The sequence below is a fragment of the Cytobacillus sp. genome (assembly GCF_964223445.1).
In the GTDB taxonomy this organism is placed as follows: Bacteria; Bacillota; Bacilli; order Bacillales; family Cytobacillaceae; genus Cytobacillus.
In genome coordinates this window covers 21,826-37,935 of the sequence record NZ_CAXQGS010000132.1, presented here as the reverse complement: position 1 = coordinate 37,935, position 16,110 = coordinate 21,826, and the positions used below count along the sequence as shown (strand labels likewise).

Annotated in this window: 16 protein-coding genes; all 16 read left to right on the top strand. The window is 38.3% G+C overall.

Annotated features, from left to right (window positions below; translation table 11 throughout):
- Positions 1-8: 8 nt before the first annotated feature.
- Positions 9-1,976, top strand: coding sequence for a TRAP transporter permease (locus ACEQ1T_RS22940; RefSeq protein WP_370224908.1), 1,968 nt, complete (start codon positions 9-11; stop codon positions 1,974-1,976).
- A 29-nt stretch (positions 1,977-2,005) separates the two neighbouring features.
- Positions 2,006-2,716 (top strand): 4-carboxy-4-hydroxy-2-oxoadipate aldolase/oxaloacetate decarboxylase, encoded by a 711-nt coding sequence (locus tag ACEQ1T_RS22935; RefSeq protein WP_370224907.1) that lies wholly within the window; start codon positions 2,006-2,008, stop codon positions 2,714-2,716.
- 20 nt (positions 2,717-2,736) lie between these two features.
- Positions 2,737-3,822, top strand: coding sequence for an Ldh family oxidoreductase (locus tag ACEQ1T_RS22930; protein WP_206837089.1), 1,086 nt, complete (start codon positions 2,737-2,739; stop codon positions 3,820-3,822).
- Positions 3,823-4,002: 180 nt separating this feature from the next.
- The gene (locus ACEQ1T_RS22925) at positions 4,003-5,100 is read left to right on the top strand and encodes an amidohydrolase family protein (RefSeq protein WP_206837092.1); all 1,098 of its coding nucleotides are present in this window, start codon (positions 4,003-4,005) and stop codon (positions 5,098-5,100) included.
- Between the two features lie 19 nt (positions 5,101-5,119).
- A complete protein-coding gene (locus ACEQ1T_RS22920) occupies positions 5,120-5,473 on the top strand; it encodes a Rieske (2Fe-2S) protein (protein ID WP_206837096.1) in 354 nt (117 codons plus the stop codon).
- Between the two features lie 48 nt (positions 5,474-5,521).
- Positions 5,522-6,172, top strand: a complete 651-nt coding sequence (locus ACEQ1T_RS22915) for a GntR family transcriptional regulator (RefSeq protein WP_370224904.1) — start codon at positions 5,522-5,524, stop codon at positions 6,170-6,172.
- A gap of 93 nt (positions 6,173-6,265) precedes the next feature.
- A complete protein-coding gene (locus ACEQ1T_RS22910; protein ID WP_206837101.1) occupies positions 6,266-7,153 on the top strand; it encodes an NAD(P)-dependent oxidoreductase in 888 nt (295 codons plus the stop codon).
- 362 nt (positions 7,154-7,515) lie between these two features.
- Positions 7,516-8,319, top strand: coding sequence for an IclR family transcriptional regulator (locus tag ACEQ1T_RS22905; protein ID WP_206837104.1), 804 nt, complete (start codon positions 7,516-7,518; stop codon positions 8,317-8,319).
- Positions 8,320-8,700: 381 nt separating this feature from the next.
- A complete protein-coding gene (gene fabG, locus ACEQ1T_RS22900) occupies positions 8,701-9,441 on the top strand; it encodes a 3-oxoacyl-ACP reductase FabG (protein WP_370224903.1) in 741 nt (246 codons plus the stop codon).
- A gap of 165 nt (positions 9,442-9,606) precedes the next feature.
- Positions 9,607-10,038, top strand: coding sequence for a MaoC family dehydratase N-terminal domain-containing protein (locus ACEQ1T_RS22895; RefSeq protein ID WP_244671076.1), 432 nt, complete (start codon positions 9,607-9,609; stop codon positions 10,036-10,038).
- A 23-nt stretch (positions 10,039-10,061) separates the two neighbouring features.
- Positions 10,062-10,481 (top strand): MaoC/PaaZ C-terminal domain-containing protein, encoded by a 420-nt coding sequence (locus tag ACEQ1T_RS22890; RefSeq protein WP_206837110.1) that lies wholly within the window; start codon positions 10,062-10,064, stop codon positions 10,479-10,481.
- Positions 10,482-10,493: 12 nt separating this feature from the next.
- Entirely contained in the window at positions 10,494-11,657 is a 1,164-nt protein-coding gene (locus ACEQ1T_RS22885; RefSeq protein ID WP_370224901.1) for an acyl-CoA dehydrogenase family protein, read from the top strand.
- Position 11,658: 1 nt separating this feature from the next.
- A complete protein-coding gene (locus ACEQ1T_RS22880) occupies positions 11,659-12,843 on the top strand; it encodes an acyl-CoA dehydrogenase family protein (protein ID WP_370224900.1) in 1,185 nt (394 codons plus the stop codon).
- Between the two features lie 46 nt (positions 12,844-12,889).
- Positions 12,890-14,059: an acetyl-CoA acetyltransferase gene (locus tag ACEQ1T_RS22875; protein ID WP_370224899.1), complete on the top strand. Its 1,170-nt coding sequence runs from the start codon at positions 12,890-12,892 to the stop codon at positions 14,057-14,059.
- A 2-nt stretch (positions 14,060-14,061) separates the two neighbouring features.
- A complete protein-coding gene (locus ACEQ1T_RS22870) occupies positions 14,062-14,472 on the top strand; it encodes a Zn-ribbon domain-containing OB-fold protein (protein WP_370224897.1) in 411 nt (136 codons plus the stop codon).
- Positions 14,473-14,884: 412 nt separating this feature from the next.
- The gene (locus tag ACEQ1T_RS22865; protein ID WP_372530256.1) at positions 14,885-16,057 is read left to right on the top strand and encodes a TAXI family TRAP transporter solute-binding subunit; all 1,173 of its coding nucleotides are present in this window, start codon (positions 14,885-14,887) and stop codon (positions 16,055-16,057) included.
- The last annotated feature ends 53 nt before the right edge of the window (positions 16,058-16,110 follow it).

The following is a 16,110-nucleotide window of genomic DNA, read 5'->3' as shown; positions in this document are numbered from 1 at the left end:
GGTTTATTATGTCAAAGTTAGTAAACCAACTAGGTGATTTATTTACTGAAGATGAATCAGAGATAAAAAAGAATAGCCGTAATTTATCAAAAAATTATCTTATTTTTATCGGATTAGCAGGACTAATATGGGCTCTTTTCCATATCTATACAATGGGATTTGGGACTTTGCCAGGCATTATTCAGCGTTCTATCCATTTAATTGGTGCGATTATCATCTGTTTCCTCATTTTTTCAGGTTCTCATAAGTTAAAAAACAATAAGTGGCTTTTGAGATTAGATATTTTGTTAATCCTATTAGCATGTATGGTTACTATTTATGTTATTTCCATTTATCCAAGAATAATTGAACAGCATGGAGTTTATAACACAACAGATATTATAATGGCAACGATTTTGTTAATTATTGTTCTTGAGGGTGCTAGAAGAGTACTAGGCTGGTTTATTCCCTTTTTAGTGATTTGCGGGATCGCATATGCCGTCCTGGGACCCTATTTTCCTGGAATATGGAGACATGCTGGGATAGGCTATGAGAGACTGATGCAAACCTATTTATTGGGAACGCAAGGGATTTGGGGACAATTAATGTCTATTTCTACAAATATCTTAGTGATTTTCGTCTTATATGGATCTTTAATTCTTAGCTTGGGATTAGGGAATGCTATTTTTGATTTAGGTTCAAAGTTAACTGGTAAGTGGCGAGGGGGAGCTGCGCAACTTGCTACAGTAACAAGTGCGTTATTCGGCTCTGTTAATGGAAGTACTGTTGCTAATGTAGCAACAACTGGAAATTTCACCATACCTCTCATGAAAAGGCTTGGCTACGATAAAAACTTTGCTGGTGCTGTTGAATCTGTCGCCTCATCCGGCGGACAAATTATGCCTCCTGTTATGGGTGCCAGTGCTTTTCTTATGGCTGAACTACTGGCTCTCAATTACGTGGATATAATGATTGCAGCATTGATACCAGCTTTATTGTTTTTTGTGTCTATTATGATATCAATCTATTTTTATGCACGGGCGAATAAATTAACTGGTCTTTCCGATGAAGAGATTCCTACTTGGAAGCAGGCAATCAATTGGAGAACATTTATTCCTTTATTCGTTCCATTAATATTATTAGTCGCATTGTTATTTTCAGGATACACGGCAGGAAAAGCTGGATATTCGATGTATATCGGCACAATTGTTTTGTATTTTATCTGCAATGTAAGATCGAAAAAGGAATTTATAGCAACAATTAAAAGGATTATATCTGGATTGGACAGCGGAGCTAAGAGCATGGTGACTATTGTAATGCTGATAGCGGCAGCACAGACTCTTGTGACAACGATTAACACCAGCGGTTTGGGAGTAAAGTTTTCCTTAGTGACAATGTCATTTAGCCAGGGAAATCTCTTTTTGGCTTTAGTTCTGGCAATGGTCATTACGATCATACTGGGAATGGGTGCTCCTACTCCGGCTGCCTATGTGCTATCTGCATCTGTTGTTGGTTCTGCATTAATAAATCTGGGTATTGAAGGTATAGCAGCACATATGTTTTTACTTTATTTTGCTGTATTATCTGCCATTACCCCACCAGTATGTGCAGCGATATACGTTGCTTGCGGAATATCTCAAGGAGATTGGATGAAAACAGCAATGTACAGCTTAAAAATTGGTTTAACTGCTTTTATTATTCCGTTTATGTTTGTTCTTGACCCGGTTCTATTAATGAAAGGAGAACCAATCGACATTATTTTAAGTGTCTCTACAGCCCTTGCAGGCGTTGTGATATTAGCAGTGGCTACAATGGGGATTTTAATAAACAAGGCTAACATAGCAGAAAGAATATTTGCGTTTGCGGCGGCGATATTATTGCTCATCCCTGGTCACATAACAGATATTTTTGGTATAGGCATATTTGTAATTATGTGCCTTATACACTGGAAGGGTGCCATTGCTTCGCGGAAAAATGAGCATGCAATAAGCAAATAGCAGGTTGAAAATTAGGAGGTAAAATGTCAATGTCCTACTTCGGTAAAATATACTCTCAAATAGAACGAGCAAATCCAAAAGTAATTGAACAATTTAAAGATCTGGGTGTATCAACAGTTTACGAGGCAATGGATCAGGAGACACTAATGGACCCTTCCATTAGGCCTATCTGCAATGGGAAGGTTATCGCCGGATCAGCTGTTACAGCTATTAATACACCAGGGGATAATCTCTCTATGCATCTTGGCTTATCCCTTACTCAGCCAGGAGATATTTTAGTTACTGGGTTTATGGGCAATCATTCATCTAATGCTATTTGGGGAGAAATGGCAACACTATCCGGAATTGGAAGGAAAATAGCCGGTGTTATTGCAGATGGAGCCGTAAGGGACGTCAAGGCAATAGTTGAAAACCAATTCCCAGTGTGGGCTAAATCTATTTACTCAAAAACCAGCAGTGTTGAGAAAATCGGTGGAATAAACGTACCGGCAGTTTGTGGAGGAGTTCTGGTCAACCCTGGTGACATCATAGTCGCAGATGATGATGGAGTGGTTGTTGTACCTGTTGAACAAGCAGAAGAAGTTTTAAAGAAGGCCCAAAAAAGAGCTGACAGAGAGAAAGAAATAAAGGAGCTTTTACTTCAGGGCAAAACGCCTTATGAAATTTTTCATATGGATATTGCACTTGAAAAAAGTGATATCCCAATATTTAATGATAAATATCATTCTATGAAAGTATGAGCGGTTAAAGGGGGAAAACAATGATTACTGTAAGTGCAGAAGGGCTGCAGAAATTTGTACAGGACGCATTTATAAAAGTCGGGTTAAATAATGAAAACTCAAGGTTGGTTAGTGAGGTTTTAATAGATGCTGATCTGAGAGGAGTACATTCCCACGGAGTGCAAAATTTGCCTCGGTGGGCACGAGGGTTTTTAAAGGGGCATCTTCAGAAGGAAGTTAAATATGAAGATATGGACAAAGGACCCATTACAGTGATTGATGGGCAAGGGAGCCTTGGAGTTCTTGCTTCTGATATCGCAATGAATGCAGCGATCAAACGGGCAGAAAAATACGGTATAGGTATTGTTGGAGTTAAAAACAGCAGCCACTTCGGACCTGCTGCCTATTATACAAGGAAAGCACTGCACCATCATCAAATTGGATTTTGCACGACAAACGGTCCTGCGGTTATGGCTCCATGGGGCGGAAAAGAGGCACTACTAAGCAATAATCCATTTTCTTACGCTATACCAGCTGGAGACGAACCCCCCATCGTACTTGATATGGCATGCAGTGTATCTGCCAGAGGAAGAATCAGAATGATGGCACGTGAAAATGAATCGTTGCCTGAAGGCTGGGCAATTACGAAAGATGGAGAACCTACAACTGATCCGCGTGAAGCAGTCGAGGGAACCGTATTGCCATTTGGAGGTTATAAAGGCTATGGAATAGCTGTGATTAACGAAATTTTATCTGCGGCATTAACAGGAGCGCTATTTTCTTTTGAAGTTGGAGGAATTTCTAAAGGGCCGGCTGAAAGTGAACTGCAGAACCATGAACAGGCTGCATGGGGCTGTGGACATGTCTTTGGTGCTATAAATATAAACAGATTTGGAAATGGTGAAAACTTCCAGAGTAGAGTTGCCTATTTAAGCCGTACTTTACGGGGCTCCCCTAAAGCAAAAGGGCATGAAAGAATATACTTACCGGGAGAAATAGAAGCTGAATTAAAGAAAAAAAGGGAAGTTGATGGAATTCCATTGAAGCAGACTACTGTTTCTCTAATTAATTCATTTGCCCGTGATGAAATCGGAATAAACTTACTGGAAGCATATTGTAATAACTGAGTCTATATATGAAACTTTATAATCTATATATAATAGAAGTAAGTAAACTTTATAAAAATTAATTACCATGGAAAATTTATTGCCTGGCCTTATTCATCCTCCACATTGAGTAAGGTTCAAATAATAAATCAAATTGTCGACAATATACTTTATAGCTTGTTATTTTTTGGAGGGGACAATATGGAAGCAAACAATAGGAAAAAAATTATCGATGCTGATGTACATCCTTGGATTAACGGGGATATTAAAGGCCTGCTGCCTTATTTAAGCAAATCTATGCAAAAAGTTTTCGATGGCAGGTTGTCATTACCTGATCACCCGCTGCGTCCGCCATTGGAAAAATCAACCTCCATCAGACTTGATGCAAAACCCCCAGGTGGAGGTGCTGGTGGATCTGATCCAATCTATATGAGTGAAGTTTTGCTGGACCGGTACTATATTGAACATGCAATTCTAACTTCAGTACAGGCAGGGAAAATAGTTGTCTATCCCAATCCTATCGAAGCCACAGCATTAGCCAGGGCCTTTAATGATTATTTTATAAATGAATGGCTGACAGTAGACTCACGGTATAAATTGGCGATGTGTGTAGCAGTTCACGATCCGTTGAAAGCCGCAGAAGAAATTAGGCGAATTGGCCATGAAAAAGGAGTGGTTGCTGTCTTTATGCCTTTATTCAATATTTTAATGGGGAACAGCTACTATTTTCCTATTTATGAAGCTGCAGAAGAGCTGGGATTACCAATACTTATTCATCCTACAGGCACAGAAGGCGGCTTTTCAACAAGTGTTGCCATGGCTGGAGGAGTACCTTCCAGTTATATTGAAAGACATACAGATTTCCCTCAGATTGCATATGGAAATTTGGTTAGTATGGTATTTGAAGGAGTATTTGTGCGTTTCCCCAAACTAAAAGTCCTGGCCGCAGAATTTGGTTACAGCTGGGTTCCTTCCATTATGTGGAGAATGGATCAAAACTGGCGTAATTTCAGAAAGGAAGTTCCATGGCTTGAAAAGGAACCTAGTAAATACTTGTTAGATCATGTCCGTTTTACCTCCCAGCCGGTAGAAGAGCCTGAAAAAGGAAAATATCTAATGCAGATTTTCGAAATGATGCATGCAGAGAAAACATTAATTTTTAGTACTGATTACCCGCATTGGGATAATGATTTTCCAGATAACACCTTTTCATCAATGCCCGACACATTAAAACAGAAAATATTTTATGATAATGCTGCTGAACTATTTAATTTAGATAAAGCAGGAGTTACCAAATAATAAGGAGGTCACATAAGGGATGGCATATTGTATAGGGGATCTTAACCAAATTCCGGAAGGAAAGGCACTGATCACTGATTTAAATGGAACTTCTATCGGAGTCTTTTATGAAGATGGAAAAGTATATGCAGTTAGAAACGTTTGCCCCCATAAACTTGCACCAATATGTGAAGGTGCAGTATGCGGAACTATGCTTCCAAGTAAGCCTTCAGAGTTTGAGTTTGGTCTTGAAGGAAAAGTGTTGAGATGTCCATGGCATGGATGGGAGTTTAGCTTGGAGACAGGGGATGCACTTTTTGGCATAAGTAATAGAAAAGTTAAGACCTACCCTGTTCAGGTTAAAGATGGTATGATTTACGTAGAAATGGGATAGTTAGTAACTTTCTAGAATCATACTGTTATAAGTGAGGAAACTAAAACAATGAGCTTTGAAAATACAACATTATCACAGCGAATTTCTGAAGAAATAGCTATAAAAATTTCTGAGGGTGTCCTTAAACCGGGTGACAGGTTATTGGAATTAGAACTGACTGAAGAATTTGGCACCAGCAGAGCTCCAATCCGTGAAGCATTATTCATTTTAGAGAAGGACGGAATTGTAGAGAGGGTACCCCGAAAAGGCGTCTTTGTAAAAAAAAGAACCAAAAAAGAGCTTCTTGATCTTTATGAAGTTGTGTACAGGTTATTAGAAATAGCCTTAACCAAACTGAATGATTCATGTACCGATGAACAATTGGAAGAAATTAGTGTTCTAATTATTAAAATGGGGGAAACACTTGAAGGCAATAAGGTTAAGCAATATTTTGACCTGCTCGAAGAATTACAAATGAATTTTTTTATCTTCTCTGGAAACACAGTTTTAAAAGATTTATATATGAGAATTAATAGTCAATTGATTCCTTTTAGATATATTTCTCTTTCCTACCCTACCAGTATGGAACATTCAATAAGGGAATACAGCGAAATACTGAATGGCTTAAAAGAAAAAAATCAAAATAAAATACTTGATAGCTTAAAAAGGAAGGAAAAGCGGGCTCTGGCTATATTGGAGAAATTCGTAAACAACCAATGAACAACAAACTAACATCCAGTTAAGACGTTCCTGATTATTTTTTGCCCAGAGCGTGACTTATTTACTTCCGTTAATACGGGGAGCGTGCTGAAAATGAACGTTGGATTAATTGGTTTAGGAAATTTGGGCGGACGAATTGCCCGTCATTTAATAAAAAAAGGGTATAAACTATCTGTATATGATTTAGATCGGGGATTGTTACAAACTTTTGCAGAACTTGGTGCAATTACATATGAATTTCCCTCTGAGCTGGCAAGGAACAACGACTATGTTATTACTGTGCTGCCAAATGCCAAAATAGTTAAAAACGTAACTCTGGGTCCTAACGGGCTGTTATCCGGATTTTCAGGAGGAAGCACCTTAATTGACATGACTAGTTCCGTCCCGGAAATCACAAAAGAAGTTGGCAATGAGCTGCTGAAATATGATATCCATATGCTGGATGCCCCAGTAAGCGGGGGTGTTAAGAAAGCCGAAGATGGAACCCTGGCCATTATGGTTGGTGGAGACGAGGACGTTTTCTTGGATGCCTATCCTCTATTAAATGACATCGGCTCCAATGTAACACATGTTGGAGAATTAGGGGCAGGCCATACAATAAAAGCTCTTAACAATATGCTTTGTGCTGCTACTTTAGCCGCCACTGCAGAAGTCCTTGCCATTGGCACCAAGCTTGGCCTTAATCCCGAAAAGATGCTGGAAGTAATTAATACAAGCAGCGGGAGGAGCCACTCGAGTGAAATCAAATTTCCTCAGCAAGTAATATCAAGAAAATTTGATGTGGGCTTTACAATTGATTTAATGTGTAAGGATCTTGCCATTGCCAGTGGTATAGCTCAAGGAGCAGAGGTGCCTGCATTTATTTCCAGCGCTGTGTTTCAAGTATGGCAATATGCAAAGTCTCAAGGCGGAGGGGAGATGGATCATACTGCGATTGCGAAATTTATAGAGGGAATGGCGGGTGTTGAGATTAAAGTGTGAAAATTAAAGTATATAGTAAATAGATTCTGAGTGCGTTTTTTAGCCAAAAGATATCTTATTAAAGCCCCTCTTTTGCAGGGGCTTTTTTCTATAGATAACCTTTCAATTAAAAAAAAATAGGATTTAATCCTTTCTATTGGTCAGTTACTAAAGTAAGTTACAAAGCGATACTCATGGGAAGGCATCACACTTTTTGATATTTCAATATTTAGAATAATCAATTTTTTAATTGACGAAAAACTTTTTTATATATAAAATAATTATTAGAAGTAAATATATTAACTTTGCTTAGTTTATAGCTGCTTCTGTTATAAATTTACCAAATTTGTTAAGTCACTACAACTTTGTCAGGAGGAAAGTCAATGGAAAATAAATTAAGTGAAGCGGAAAGTAAAGGAAAGAGAAAATACAATGTTCCAGCAGTTGATAGCGCTTTCAAAATACTGGCGCTTTTAAGCAGAAAAAAATTTAATAAAAGCAATTTAACAGAAATTGCAAAAGCTACTTCTTTAACTCCGACAACATGTTATCGTATCCTGCAGAAATTAGAGGAGCTTTCAATTGTTCGTTATGATAAAGGCTCAAAACGGTATAGCCTGGGACCTTATTTAGTTGTTCTTGGAGAAAGGGCAAAAGAAAATCTGTTTGATATTTCAGTTATTCTCCCTTATTTGGAAAAACTCTCTGAGCAAACTGGACTTACTACGTTTCTTGTTAATAGAATTGGCAAAAAGCGTTCCACGATATTGGCTAAAGTTGAAGGTGAAGAATTTGGAATTAACGTTTCAGTAGGAAGACATTTTTCAGTAGTTGATGGGGCATATGGAAAGTGTTTATTAGCTTATATGGATGAAGAGGAATCAGATGAGTTATTACGAATGAATGATGGCCTGCGTAAGCTAAGTGAAGAAGAAATTATTGAATTAAAAGAAGAGCTGCCCGCTATACGAAAAAATGGATATGCTACTACATTTGGTGAGTACATTGAGGGTATCGTTGGTGTTTCAGCTCCCATTTTTAATAATGAGGAGAGTGTGGAAATGGCCATTGCGATTATTGGAATGACTGCCCAGCTGAAGGATCAGGATATTGGGAAGATGGGAGAGAAAATCAAAGGTGTTGCGACTGAAATCAGTATGAGATTAGGCGGAAACTTTCCGCAATAATATAATGACAATTTAAGTACCTAGACAAATACTCATAAATTGTATTTGCATATTCTCCTTTTATTTTGGATCAGCAAGAGTTTTGCCCACATCCAAAGTTTGAGGAGATTTTTTTTTGAATTTTGAATTGACTTTCTGGTAATATCCCCTATTGAAAATACGCTGTTCAATTTTCCGGCCATAAAAAGACACAGCAAAATTCTCTTTAATACAGGTGATTTTCAATTGATTCCCACTAGTCCGAATTTTCTAAAATTTCATTGACAAAAACTTTTTTCTTATATAAAATTTAATTAAGATAAATGTAAGCCCTTTCTTAGTGGTTTTCAACAAGCATCACTGTTTTAAATATCAAATAAAAATGGGATGGAGTGGAATTAGATGAATCTGGAAGGAAAAGTTGCAGTAGTTACGGGAGCCGGACAGGGAATTGGAAGAGAAATTTCATTGTTTTATGCAAAGCACGGAGCAAATGTTGTTGTTGGAGATTTAAACCTGGATTCTGCAGAACAGGTTGCCCATGAAATAGAAGAAATAGGAACTAAAGGTTTTGCACAGCAAGTTGATGTTGCCGAAAAAGAAAGTGCCCAAGGACTAATCCAAGCTGCAATCGACCATTTTGGTGATATTGACATTTTAGTAAATAATGCAGGGATTACTAGAGATGCTATGCTACATAAAATGACGGAAGAGCAATTTGAACAAGTGTTGGATGTTCATATGAAAGGTACATTTCTGTGTATGCAGGCTGCCGCCGTCCATATGAGACAAAAGCAAAAAGGAAAGATTGTAAATATTTCTTCCATTGCAGGAAAAGTCGGAAATATGGGTCAAGTAAATTATGCAGGAGCAAAAGCTGGTATTGTTGGCATGACAAAGGCTGCAGCGAAAGAGCTTGCTAAATTCCAAGTTAATGTAAATGCTGTTCAGCCTGGTTTTATCGATACTGACATGACACGTGCAGTCCCTGAGAAAGTTCGGCAGCTTAAAATTGCCGAAATACCTATGCAGAGGGTCGGCGAACCATTGGATATTGCTAAAGCTGTTCTTTTCCTAAGCTCTGATTATTCCGATTACATGACAGGGAATGTGCTCGAAGTAACCGGTGGAAGATTTATGTAGTATTTGTTTAGTAGATTTTAAGTTTTACATTATCCCAAAAATTGTTTGAGGTAAGTATATATAAATTTTCAGAAGTGAATGCAGAATACTTAGATAATCATTTGGTCATTTACGATAATCTAATAGAAAAGCAGGTGAACAAAACTGAGTGCTGTCAAAGAGCTAATGGGTTTGGAGCTTGCTCCATATACGTATTCAGTAGAAAAAGGAAAAATTAAAGAGTTGGCTGCGGCAATTGGTGATCCTAATCCTATTTATTACGATGAGGATGCAGCAAGAAATGAAGGCTTTGATGGAATACCTATTCCATTAACCTTCCTCCAAGTGATTGATTTATGGGGTGGATATAGTTTTGAGCAAAAATGCCAAATGCTAAATTTAAATCCGGTTAAAATCTTACACGGGGAACAAGGTTATCAATTTCTTAAAACAATATATGCGGGTGATAAACTTACTGTTTCAGGCAAGGTTGCTGATGTTAAAGTCAAGCAAGGGTCCTCTGGAGGGATGAACCTGATTACTTTGGAATTTGAATATAGAAATCAGTTTAACGAACTGGTCGCCCGTTCTAGAAATGTAACAATTGAGCGGCATTAAAAAACATTTTGGATGTGATATTCATGTGGAAGTATTACGATGATTTGAAAGTTGGAGACCATTTTCCCAAAATTTTAAAGGAACCGATTTCCCGTGTTCAATTAGTGAAGTATGCTGGTGCTTCAGGAGATTTTAATCCCCTCCATACTGTTGAAAAAGCAGGTGAAAAAGCAGGGACCGGCATTATTGCACATGGAATGTTAATTATGGGAATGGCTGCACAAGGTGTAACCAGCTGGATTCCCCGCATGTATGTTAATTCCCTTCAAATTCGCTTTCGGAGTATGACATTTCCCGGTGAGCGGATTCATGTTACTGGAAAGGTATTAGAAAAGAAGGAAAACAATCTAATCGTAAGTGAAGTCATTGCTATGAATGACGAGGGTGAAGTTAAAGTATCTGGTACTTTTGAAGCCACATTGCCTTCAAAAATTGCACATTAAGGAGGAAAAAGCATGAACTTTGAATATTCACAGGAAGCTGAGGGTTTTCGTGACTCTTTTCGAAGGTGGTTAGAGGCGAATTTTCCGAAAGAATGGAATCAGGAGGTAACAGGAGAGAAGTGGGTTCAAAGGCGTAAGGAGTGGGGGAAAATGTTAGGTCAGGGTGGGTGGGTGGCACCAGCCTGGCCAAAGGAGTATGGAGGTCTGGGTCTTACTATTGAACAACAATTAGTATATATAGAAGAATTGGTTCGAATAAATGCTCCTGAAGTATTGAATTCAAATGGAATAGGTATTTTTGGGATGACTTTAATCCGTTATGGAACAGAGGATCAAAAGAAGTATTATCTTCCTCGTATGCTAAATCACGAAGATATTTGGTGTCAAGGCTTCTCGGAACCGAATGCTGGTTCAGATTTGGCCGGACTACAAACAAAGGCGAAAGATAACGGAGATCATTATGTGTTAAATGGCCAAAAAGTATGGATTTCTTATGGTCCATATGCGAATAAATGTTATATCTTAGTCCGTACAGCTGAATCGAGATACAAAGGGGTTAGCATGATGATCCTGGACCTGGATCAGCCGGGCGTGACTGTCCAGCCGATTAAAAATATTGCTGGCGAATCAGAACTAGCTGAAGTTTTCCTGGACGATGCAATTGTTCCCAAAAGAGATTTAGTTGGAGATATAAACGATGGCTGGGAAATGGCGAACTATGCTCTTGCACATGAGCGTGGGATTCACTTCGCTCAACGTTCCTTAAAAATGCAGCAGGAATTCCAGCAGCTAATTACACTATTCCAAGAGCAGATACAAGCTGGAAGCTCTCCCGCAAATAGCCCTATCATGCAAAGTAAATTAGTCCAATCCTATTTATCCTGCGAAATATTAAAAAGTGTTTGTTTACGTAATATTGCCTTAATTGCACAAGGAGATGATACCGGTGCATTGCCGGCAATAGCAAAATTGGTTTGGAGTGAAAGCCATCAGGATTTACTTAATGTAGGTGTAGAGTTATTAGGAGAAGAATCCTTATTGAAAGGTGAAAATCAAGTTTGGATGGAAAAATTCCTCTTATCAAGGGCTGAAACCATTTATGCAGGAACAACACAAATCCAAAAAAATATTATCGCAAAATCTTTAGGGTTGCCTAGTTCGAAAGGAGGAAAATAATATGGAATACCGATTCTCTGAGCAGCAGCAAATGTTAAAACAGGCTCTTCATTCATTGTTAAAAAAGGAAATGCCTATTGAAGTTTTTAGTGAAGTTGCTGAGAATAAAGATGGGTTTTCTAAAGGTGCATGGAAGAAGCTTGCAGAAAATGGATGGCTGGGCGTCCTGGCGAAAGGTGAATGGCAAACCTTAGAAGACGTTGGCCCCCTTGACTTAATGTACCTATCTGAATCGGTTGGAGAGAAACTTTTTCCTGGTCCGTTTTCTTTGGTAGCCGGATTTATCGTCCCATTATTAAGTCAAATGAAATTAACGAATCAGCAGCAGGATTTATTGAATATAGTTATTTCTGGAGAAAAACTCATAACTTCTGCTTTACCTAAACTGGAAAAGTCACAAAATAAGATTGAGTTCATTTGGCCTGAAATAAAAATTCTAAATGAAGAATTCGATAAAATTCAATTAAGCGGCGAAATTAAACACGTACAGTTTTTACAACACTCAGATGTTATTTTAGTACCGTTAAAAGGCAAATTTGGACATACTTCAGCTATTTTGTTAAATGCCAAAAATGAAGGAGTTAACATAATTTCTGAGCAATCGGCAGATTTGTCCAAACCTCAGGGTACTTTAGTACTAGATGGAGTGTGGATAAATCACGATGATTTTATCGGAGGAAATGAAAGCAACCATAAAGAATTATTAAATAAACAACTTATTGATTATTTATTATGTTTAAACGGTGAAATAATAGGCGGAGCAAATGAAGTTCTGAATAGAACGGTTATTTTTGTTAAAGAAAGGAAACAATTTGGCGTTCCTGTGGGCTCCTTTCAAGCAGTAAAACACATGATTGCAGATTTGCATATAGCAATTGAAAAAGCCCGCAGTTATAGTGTGTATGTAGCATCTCAAACTGGGAAGAGATCAAATGAAACCCTATTAAATGCTATTTCCAGCCGCCTTTTTACTACAGATATTTATAAGAAAGTATGTGAAGATGCTATACAGCTGCATGGCGGAATGGGGTTCACATGGGAAGAAAGCATTCACTATTGGTACAAAGCATCAATGTTTCAACAATCCCATATTACACATCCAGCAATCATGACTGAATTTATTCTCCAGCACTTGCTATCAAAATCTGAATATTCAAGAGAATTCCAATACAACCAAATGGAGTAAAAAGAGTATTTTTGTCTTCTATAAATATTTAAGGGCAGGTGGAGAAATGTCAATTAAAAACGCAGCGGCTATTGTTGGTGTAGGGGATGTTGAACTTGAAAAAGGGAAGGTAAAAGACGGACAATCAGTCCTGCAAATTCAGGCTATTGCCGCAAAACGGGCTCTTGAAGATGCAGGATTAACCAAAGATGATGTTGATGGCATTTTTGTTGCCGGGCTCTGGGGATTACCTGGTGTTGGCTCATTTCCGTCAGTCATATTGTCTGAGTACTTGGGAATTCAGCCAAAATATACTGACTCAACTCAAATAGGAGGATCTGCTTTCGAGGCTCATGTAGGGCATGCTGCAGCAGCTATTCAATCAGGGTTATGTGAGGTTGCTTTAATTTTATATGGAAGTACTCAGCGTTCAGAGAAATCGCGTTCATTAGCTGGAAGACCGCCTGTACTTACTGCTCAGTACGAAACACCATTCGGATTGCCATCCCCTGCGGGTGCATATGCCATGGCAGCAAACCGTCATATGCATCAATATGGAACCAAACCTGAGCATCTGGCGGAAATAGCGGTAGCTACCAGGAAGTGGGCACAATTAAATCCTCATGCGACAATGCGGGATCCATTATCCATTGAAGATGTATTAAATTCCCCAATGATCACAGATCCGCTCCATCTCTTGGATTGTTGTTTAGTTACAGATGGGGCAGGCGCACTTGTACTAGTATCTGCTGAAAGAGCGAAAGACTGCAGGAAGAAACCTGTATGGGTTTTAGGACAAGGTGAATCACATAGTCATTGGTCCATACAGGCTATGCCAGATTTAACTGTTACTTCAGCAGTTCAATCCGGTAAAACGGCATTTGAAATGGCAGGAGTTACACATGACGAGATCGATGTAGTTCAAATTTATGATTCCTTCACCATCACTGTCCTATTAACTTTGGAATCTCTTGGTTTTTGTAAAACTGGTGAAGGAGGAGATTTTATTAGTAATCAGCGTACTGCTCCTGGCGGGGATTTCCCTATGAATACAAATGGCGGGGGCTTATCCTACGCTCATCCAGGGATGTATGGCATATTTCTCTTAATTGAGGCTGTCCGTCAATTAAGAGGTGAATGCGGAGAGAGACAAATAAAAGATGCAAAACTCTCACTTGTAAATGGTACAGGCGGAACCCTGTCTTCTACATCAGTTGTTATTTTAGGGAGGGATTAATCATGGCTGAACAGAAAAAACCAATGCCCATACCTGATGGTGATTCACACATCTTTTGGCAAGGCTGTAAAGAAAATAAATTGCTGATTCAACAATGCAAAAATTGCTCTAAACATATTTTTTACCCGCGAATATTATGTCCGCATTGTTTTTCTGAAAAAGTAGAGTGGGTCGAATCAACTGGAAAGGGAAAAATCTATTCTTATACAATTGCCCGCAGAGGCGGAGGACCAGCATTCAAAGATGATTCCCCATATGCAGTAGCATTAATTGAATTGGACGAAGGAGTTCGAATGTTTAGTAATATCATTAATATTGATGTTGAAAAAGTGAAATGTGATTTACCTGTTGAAGTGGTGTTTGACGAACAGGGAGATTTTTCATTACCTAAATTTCAGCCTCTATTTGATTAATTTCAATTTACATTAAGTGGGCTAATGAACCATCCGCTAAGTGTTTCATTAGCCTTTATAAGAAAAACACATACCCCTCCTAATATAATGAAATTTATTTAGACTTAGTTTTTTTTAGTATATTAGAAAAGTTGTAAGACTCCTCAAGTTATATCATAAAATCTCCACCATGAGAACCACATGAAAAAGGAAAATAAATTTCTAAAATACTCCTAATCGCTTAATCACTATATCCATAATTAAAACAAAGAATTTTTTACTGAATATACAGAATCTTTTAAAATTTCATTGACGAAAATAAATTTTATATATAAAATACTTTTAGAGAGATTAATGAAAGCGATTTCTTTTCGGGAGGTGTACCAGTAAATCCATTCTTTGCTTTAAAAGATGAGTTAAATTAAGGGGGATAATGATGTTTAACAAACCAGTTAGCTTTTTGTTTACAATCTTTTTGCTATTAATTTTGGTAGTAGGCTGTAGCAGTAACCAAACACAGAAACCTGCTTCTAATGAAAACTCATCCTCAAGTAATGATTCTGGCTCACTCCCTAAACAAATGACCTGGAGTGTATATGATGTTGGATCAGGCGGTTACGCAGAGATGTCAGCAATCGCAAACACGCTAACAGAAGAATATGGTATGCAAGTCAGAATGCTGCCATCAGCCAGCGGTGTTGGCCGTATGGTTCCTTTAAGAGACAAAGTAGCCTCTATTGGTAAATTAGGTGATGAGATACAATTTGCATTTGAAGGAAATGAAGAGTTTGCACAACAAGATTGGGGTCCTCAGAACGTTCGTGCGATCTGGGCACCTATCAGTCAATTTGGATTCGCTGTTAGGGAAGATTCAGATATTAAAACTATTGCAGATTTAAAAGGCAAGAAGGTACCGAAGGTTACTGGAAATGCATCGGTAAATATAAAAAACGAGGCAATATTGGCATTTGGCGGATTAACCTGGGATGACGTTGAAGTTGTTGATATTACTTCTTATGCAGGTCAAGGTGAAGCGCTGATTCAAGGACAAATCGACGTTGCAGGTATTAATCCAACTGCTTCAGCTATGTTCGAAGCAGACAGCAAAGGCGGCATTCGCTGGCTTGAAATGGACCCTGAAGATGCTGAAGGCTGGAAGCAAACAGTAGAAACTGCCTCCTGGATGATTCCTTATACAATGGATAACGGGGCTGGAATGGAAAAAGACACAGACATCATGGGACACGGCTATTTAATTGGAGGTTATGCAGATCAAGATCCAAATGCTATCTATGAATTGATAAAAGCGATGGATGAACACTTTACCGCCTATAAAGATGCCATGCCTAACTTAGCTCTATATTCCAAGGATGAAGTTGTGATAGAACCGAAGGGCATTCCATTCCACGAAGGAACTATCAAATTCTTTAAGGAAAAGGGTATGTGGGATGATGAGAAGCAAGCAAAAAATGATGAATTAGTTGCAAGATATGACAATCTAAAAGCTGCATGGGATCAAGCAGTTGAAGAGGCTAAAAAAGAAGGAATCTCTAAAGATGATTTCCCTGCATTCTGGTTAGAGAAAAAAGCAGAACTTGTTAAGTAATTCCCGATATAAAAAATAATGTCAGCCAGCAAGGGTGGCTGACATTATTTTTT

Bases quoted from the DNA above. Each gene is read 5' to 3' on its own strand.
- ACEQ1T_RS22940 (WP_370224908.1), top strand. From the start codon at position 9: ATGTCAAAGTTAGTAAACCAACTAGGTGATTTATTTACTGAAGATGAA.
- ACEQ1T_RS22935 (WP_370224907.1), top strand. From the start codon at position 2,006: ATGTCCTACTTCGGTAAAATATACTCTCAAATAGAACGAGCAAATCCA.
- ACEQ1T_RS22930 (WP_206837089.1), top strand. From the start codon at position 2,737: ATGATTACTGTAAGTGCAGAAGGGCTGCAGAAATTTGTACAGGACGCA.
- ACEQ1T_RS22925 (WP_206837092.1), top strand. From the start codon at position 4,003: ATGGAAGCAAACAATAGGAAAAAAATTATCGATGCTGATGTACATCCT.
- ACEQ1T_RS22920 (WP_206837096.1), top strand. From the start codon at position 5,120: ATGGCATATTGTATAGGGGATCTTAACCAAATTCCGGAAGGAAAGGCA.
- ACEQ1T_RS22915 (WP_370224904.1), top strand. From the start codon at position 5,522: ATGAGCTTTGAAAATACAACATTATCACAGCGAATTTCTGAAGAAATA.
- ACEQ1T_RS22910 (WP_206837101.1), top strand. From the start codon at position 6,266: ATGAACGTTGGATTAATTGGTTTAGGAAATTTGGGCGGACGAATTGCC.
- ACEQ1T_RS22905 (WP_206837104.1), top strand. From the start codon at position 7,516: ATGGAAAATAAATTAAGTGAAGCGGAAAGTAAAGGAAAGAGAAAATAC.
- fabG (WP_370224903.1), top strand. From the start codon at position 8,701: ATGAATCTGGAAGGAAAAGTTGCAGTAGTTACGGGAGCCGGACAGGGA.
- ACEQ1T_RS22895 (WP_244671076.1), top strand. From the start codon at position 9,607: ATGGGTTTGGAGCTTGCTCCATATACGTATTCAGTAGAAAAAGGAAAA.
- ACEQ1T_RS22890 (WP_206837110.1), top strand. From the start codon at position 10,062: ATGTGGAAGTATTACGATGATTTGAAAGTTGGAGACCATTTTCCCAAA.
- ACEQ1T_RS22885 (WP_370224901.1), top strand. From the start codon at position 10,494: ATGAACTTTGAATATTCACAGGAAGCTGAGGGTTTTCGTGACTCTTTT.
- ACEQ1T_RS22880 (WP_370224900.1), top strand. From the start codon at position 11,659: ATGGAATACCGATTCTCTGAGCAGCAGCAAATGTTAAAACAGGCTCTT.
- ACEQ1T_RS22875 (WP_370224899.1), top strand. From the start codon at position 12,890: ATGTCAATTAAAAACGCAGCGGCTATTGTTGGTGTAGGGGATGTTGAA.
- ACEQ1T_RS22870 (WP_370224897.1), top strand. From the start codon at position 14,062: ATGGCTGAACAGAAAAAACCAATGCCCATACCTGATGGTGATTCACAC.
- ACEQ1T_RS22865 (WP_372530256.1), top strand. From the start codon at position 14,885: ATGATGTTTAACAAACCAGTTAGCTTTTTGTTTACAATCTTTTTGCTA.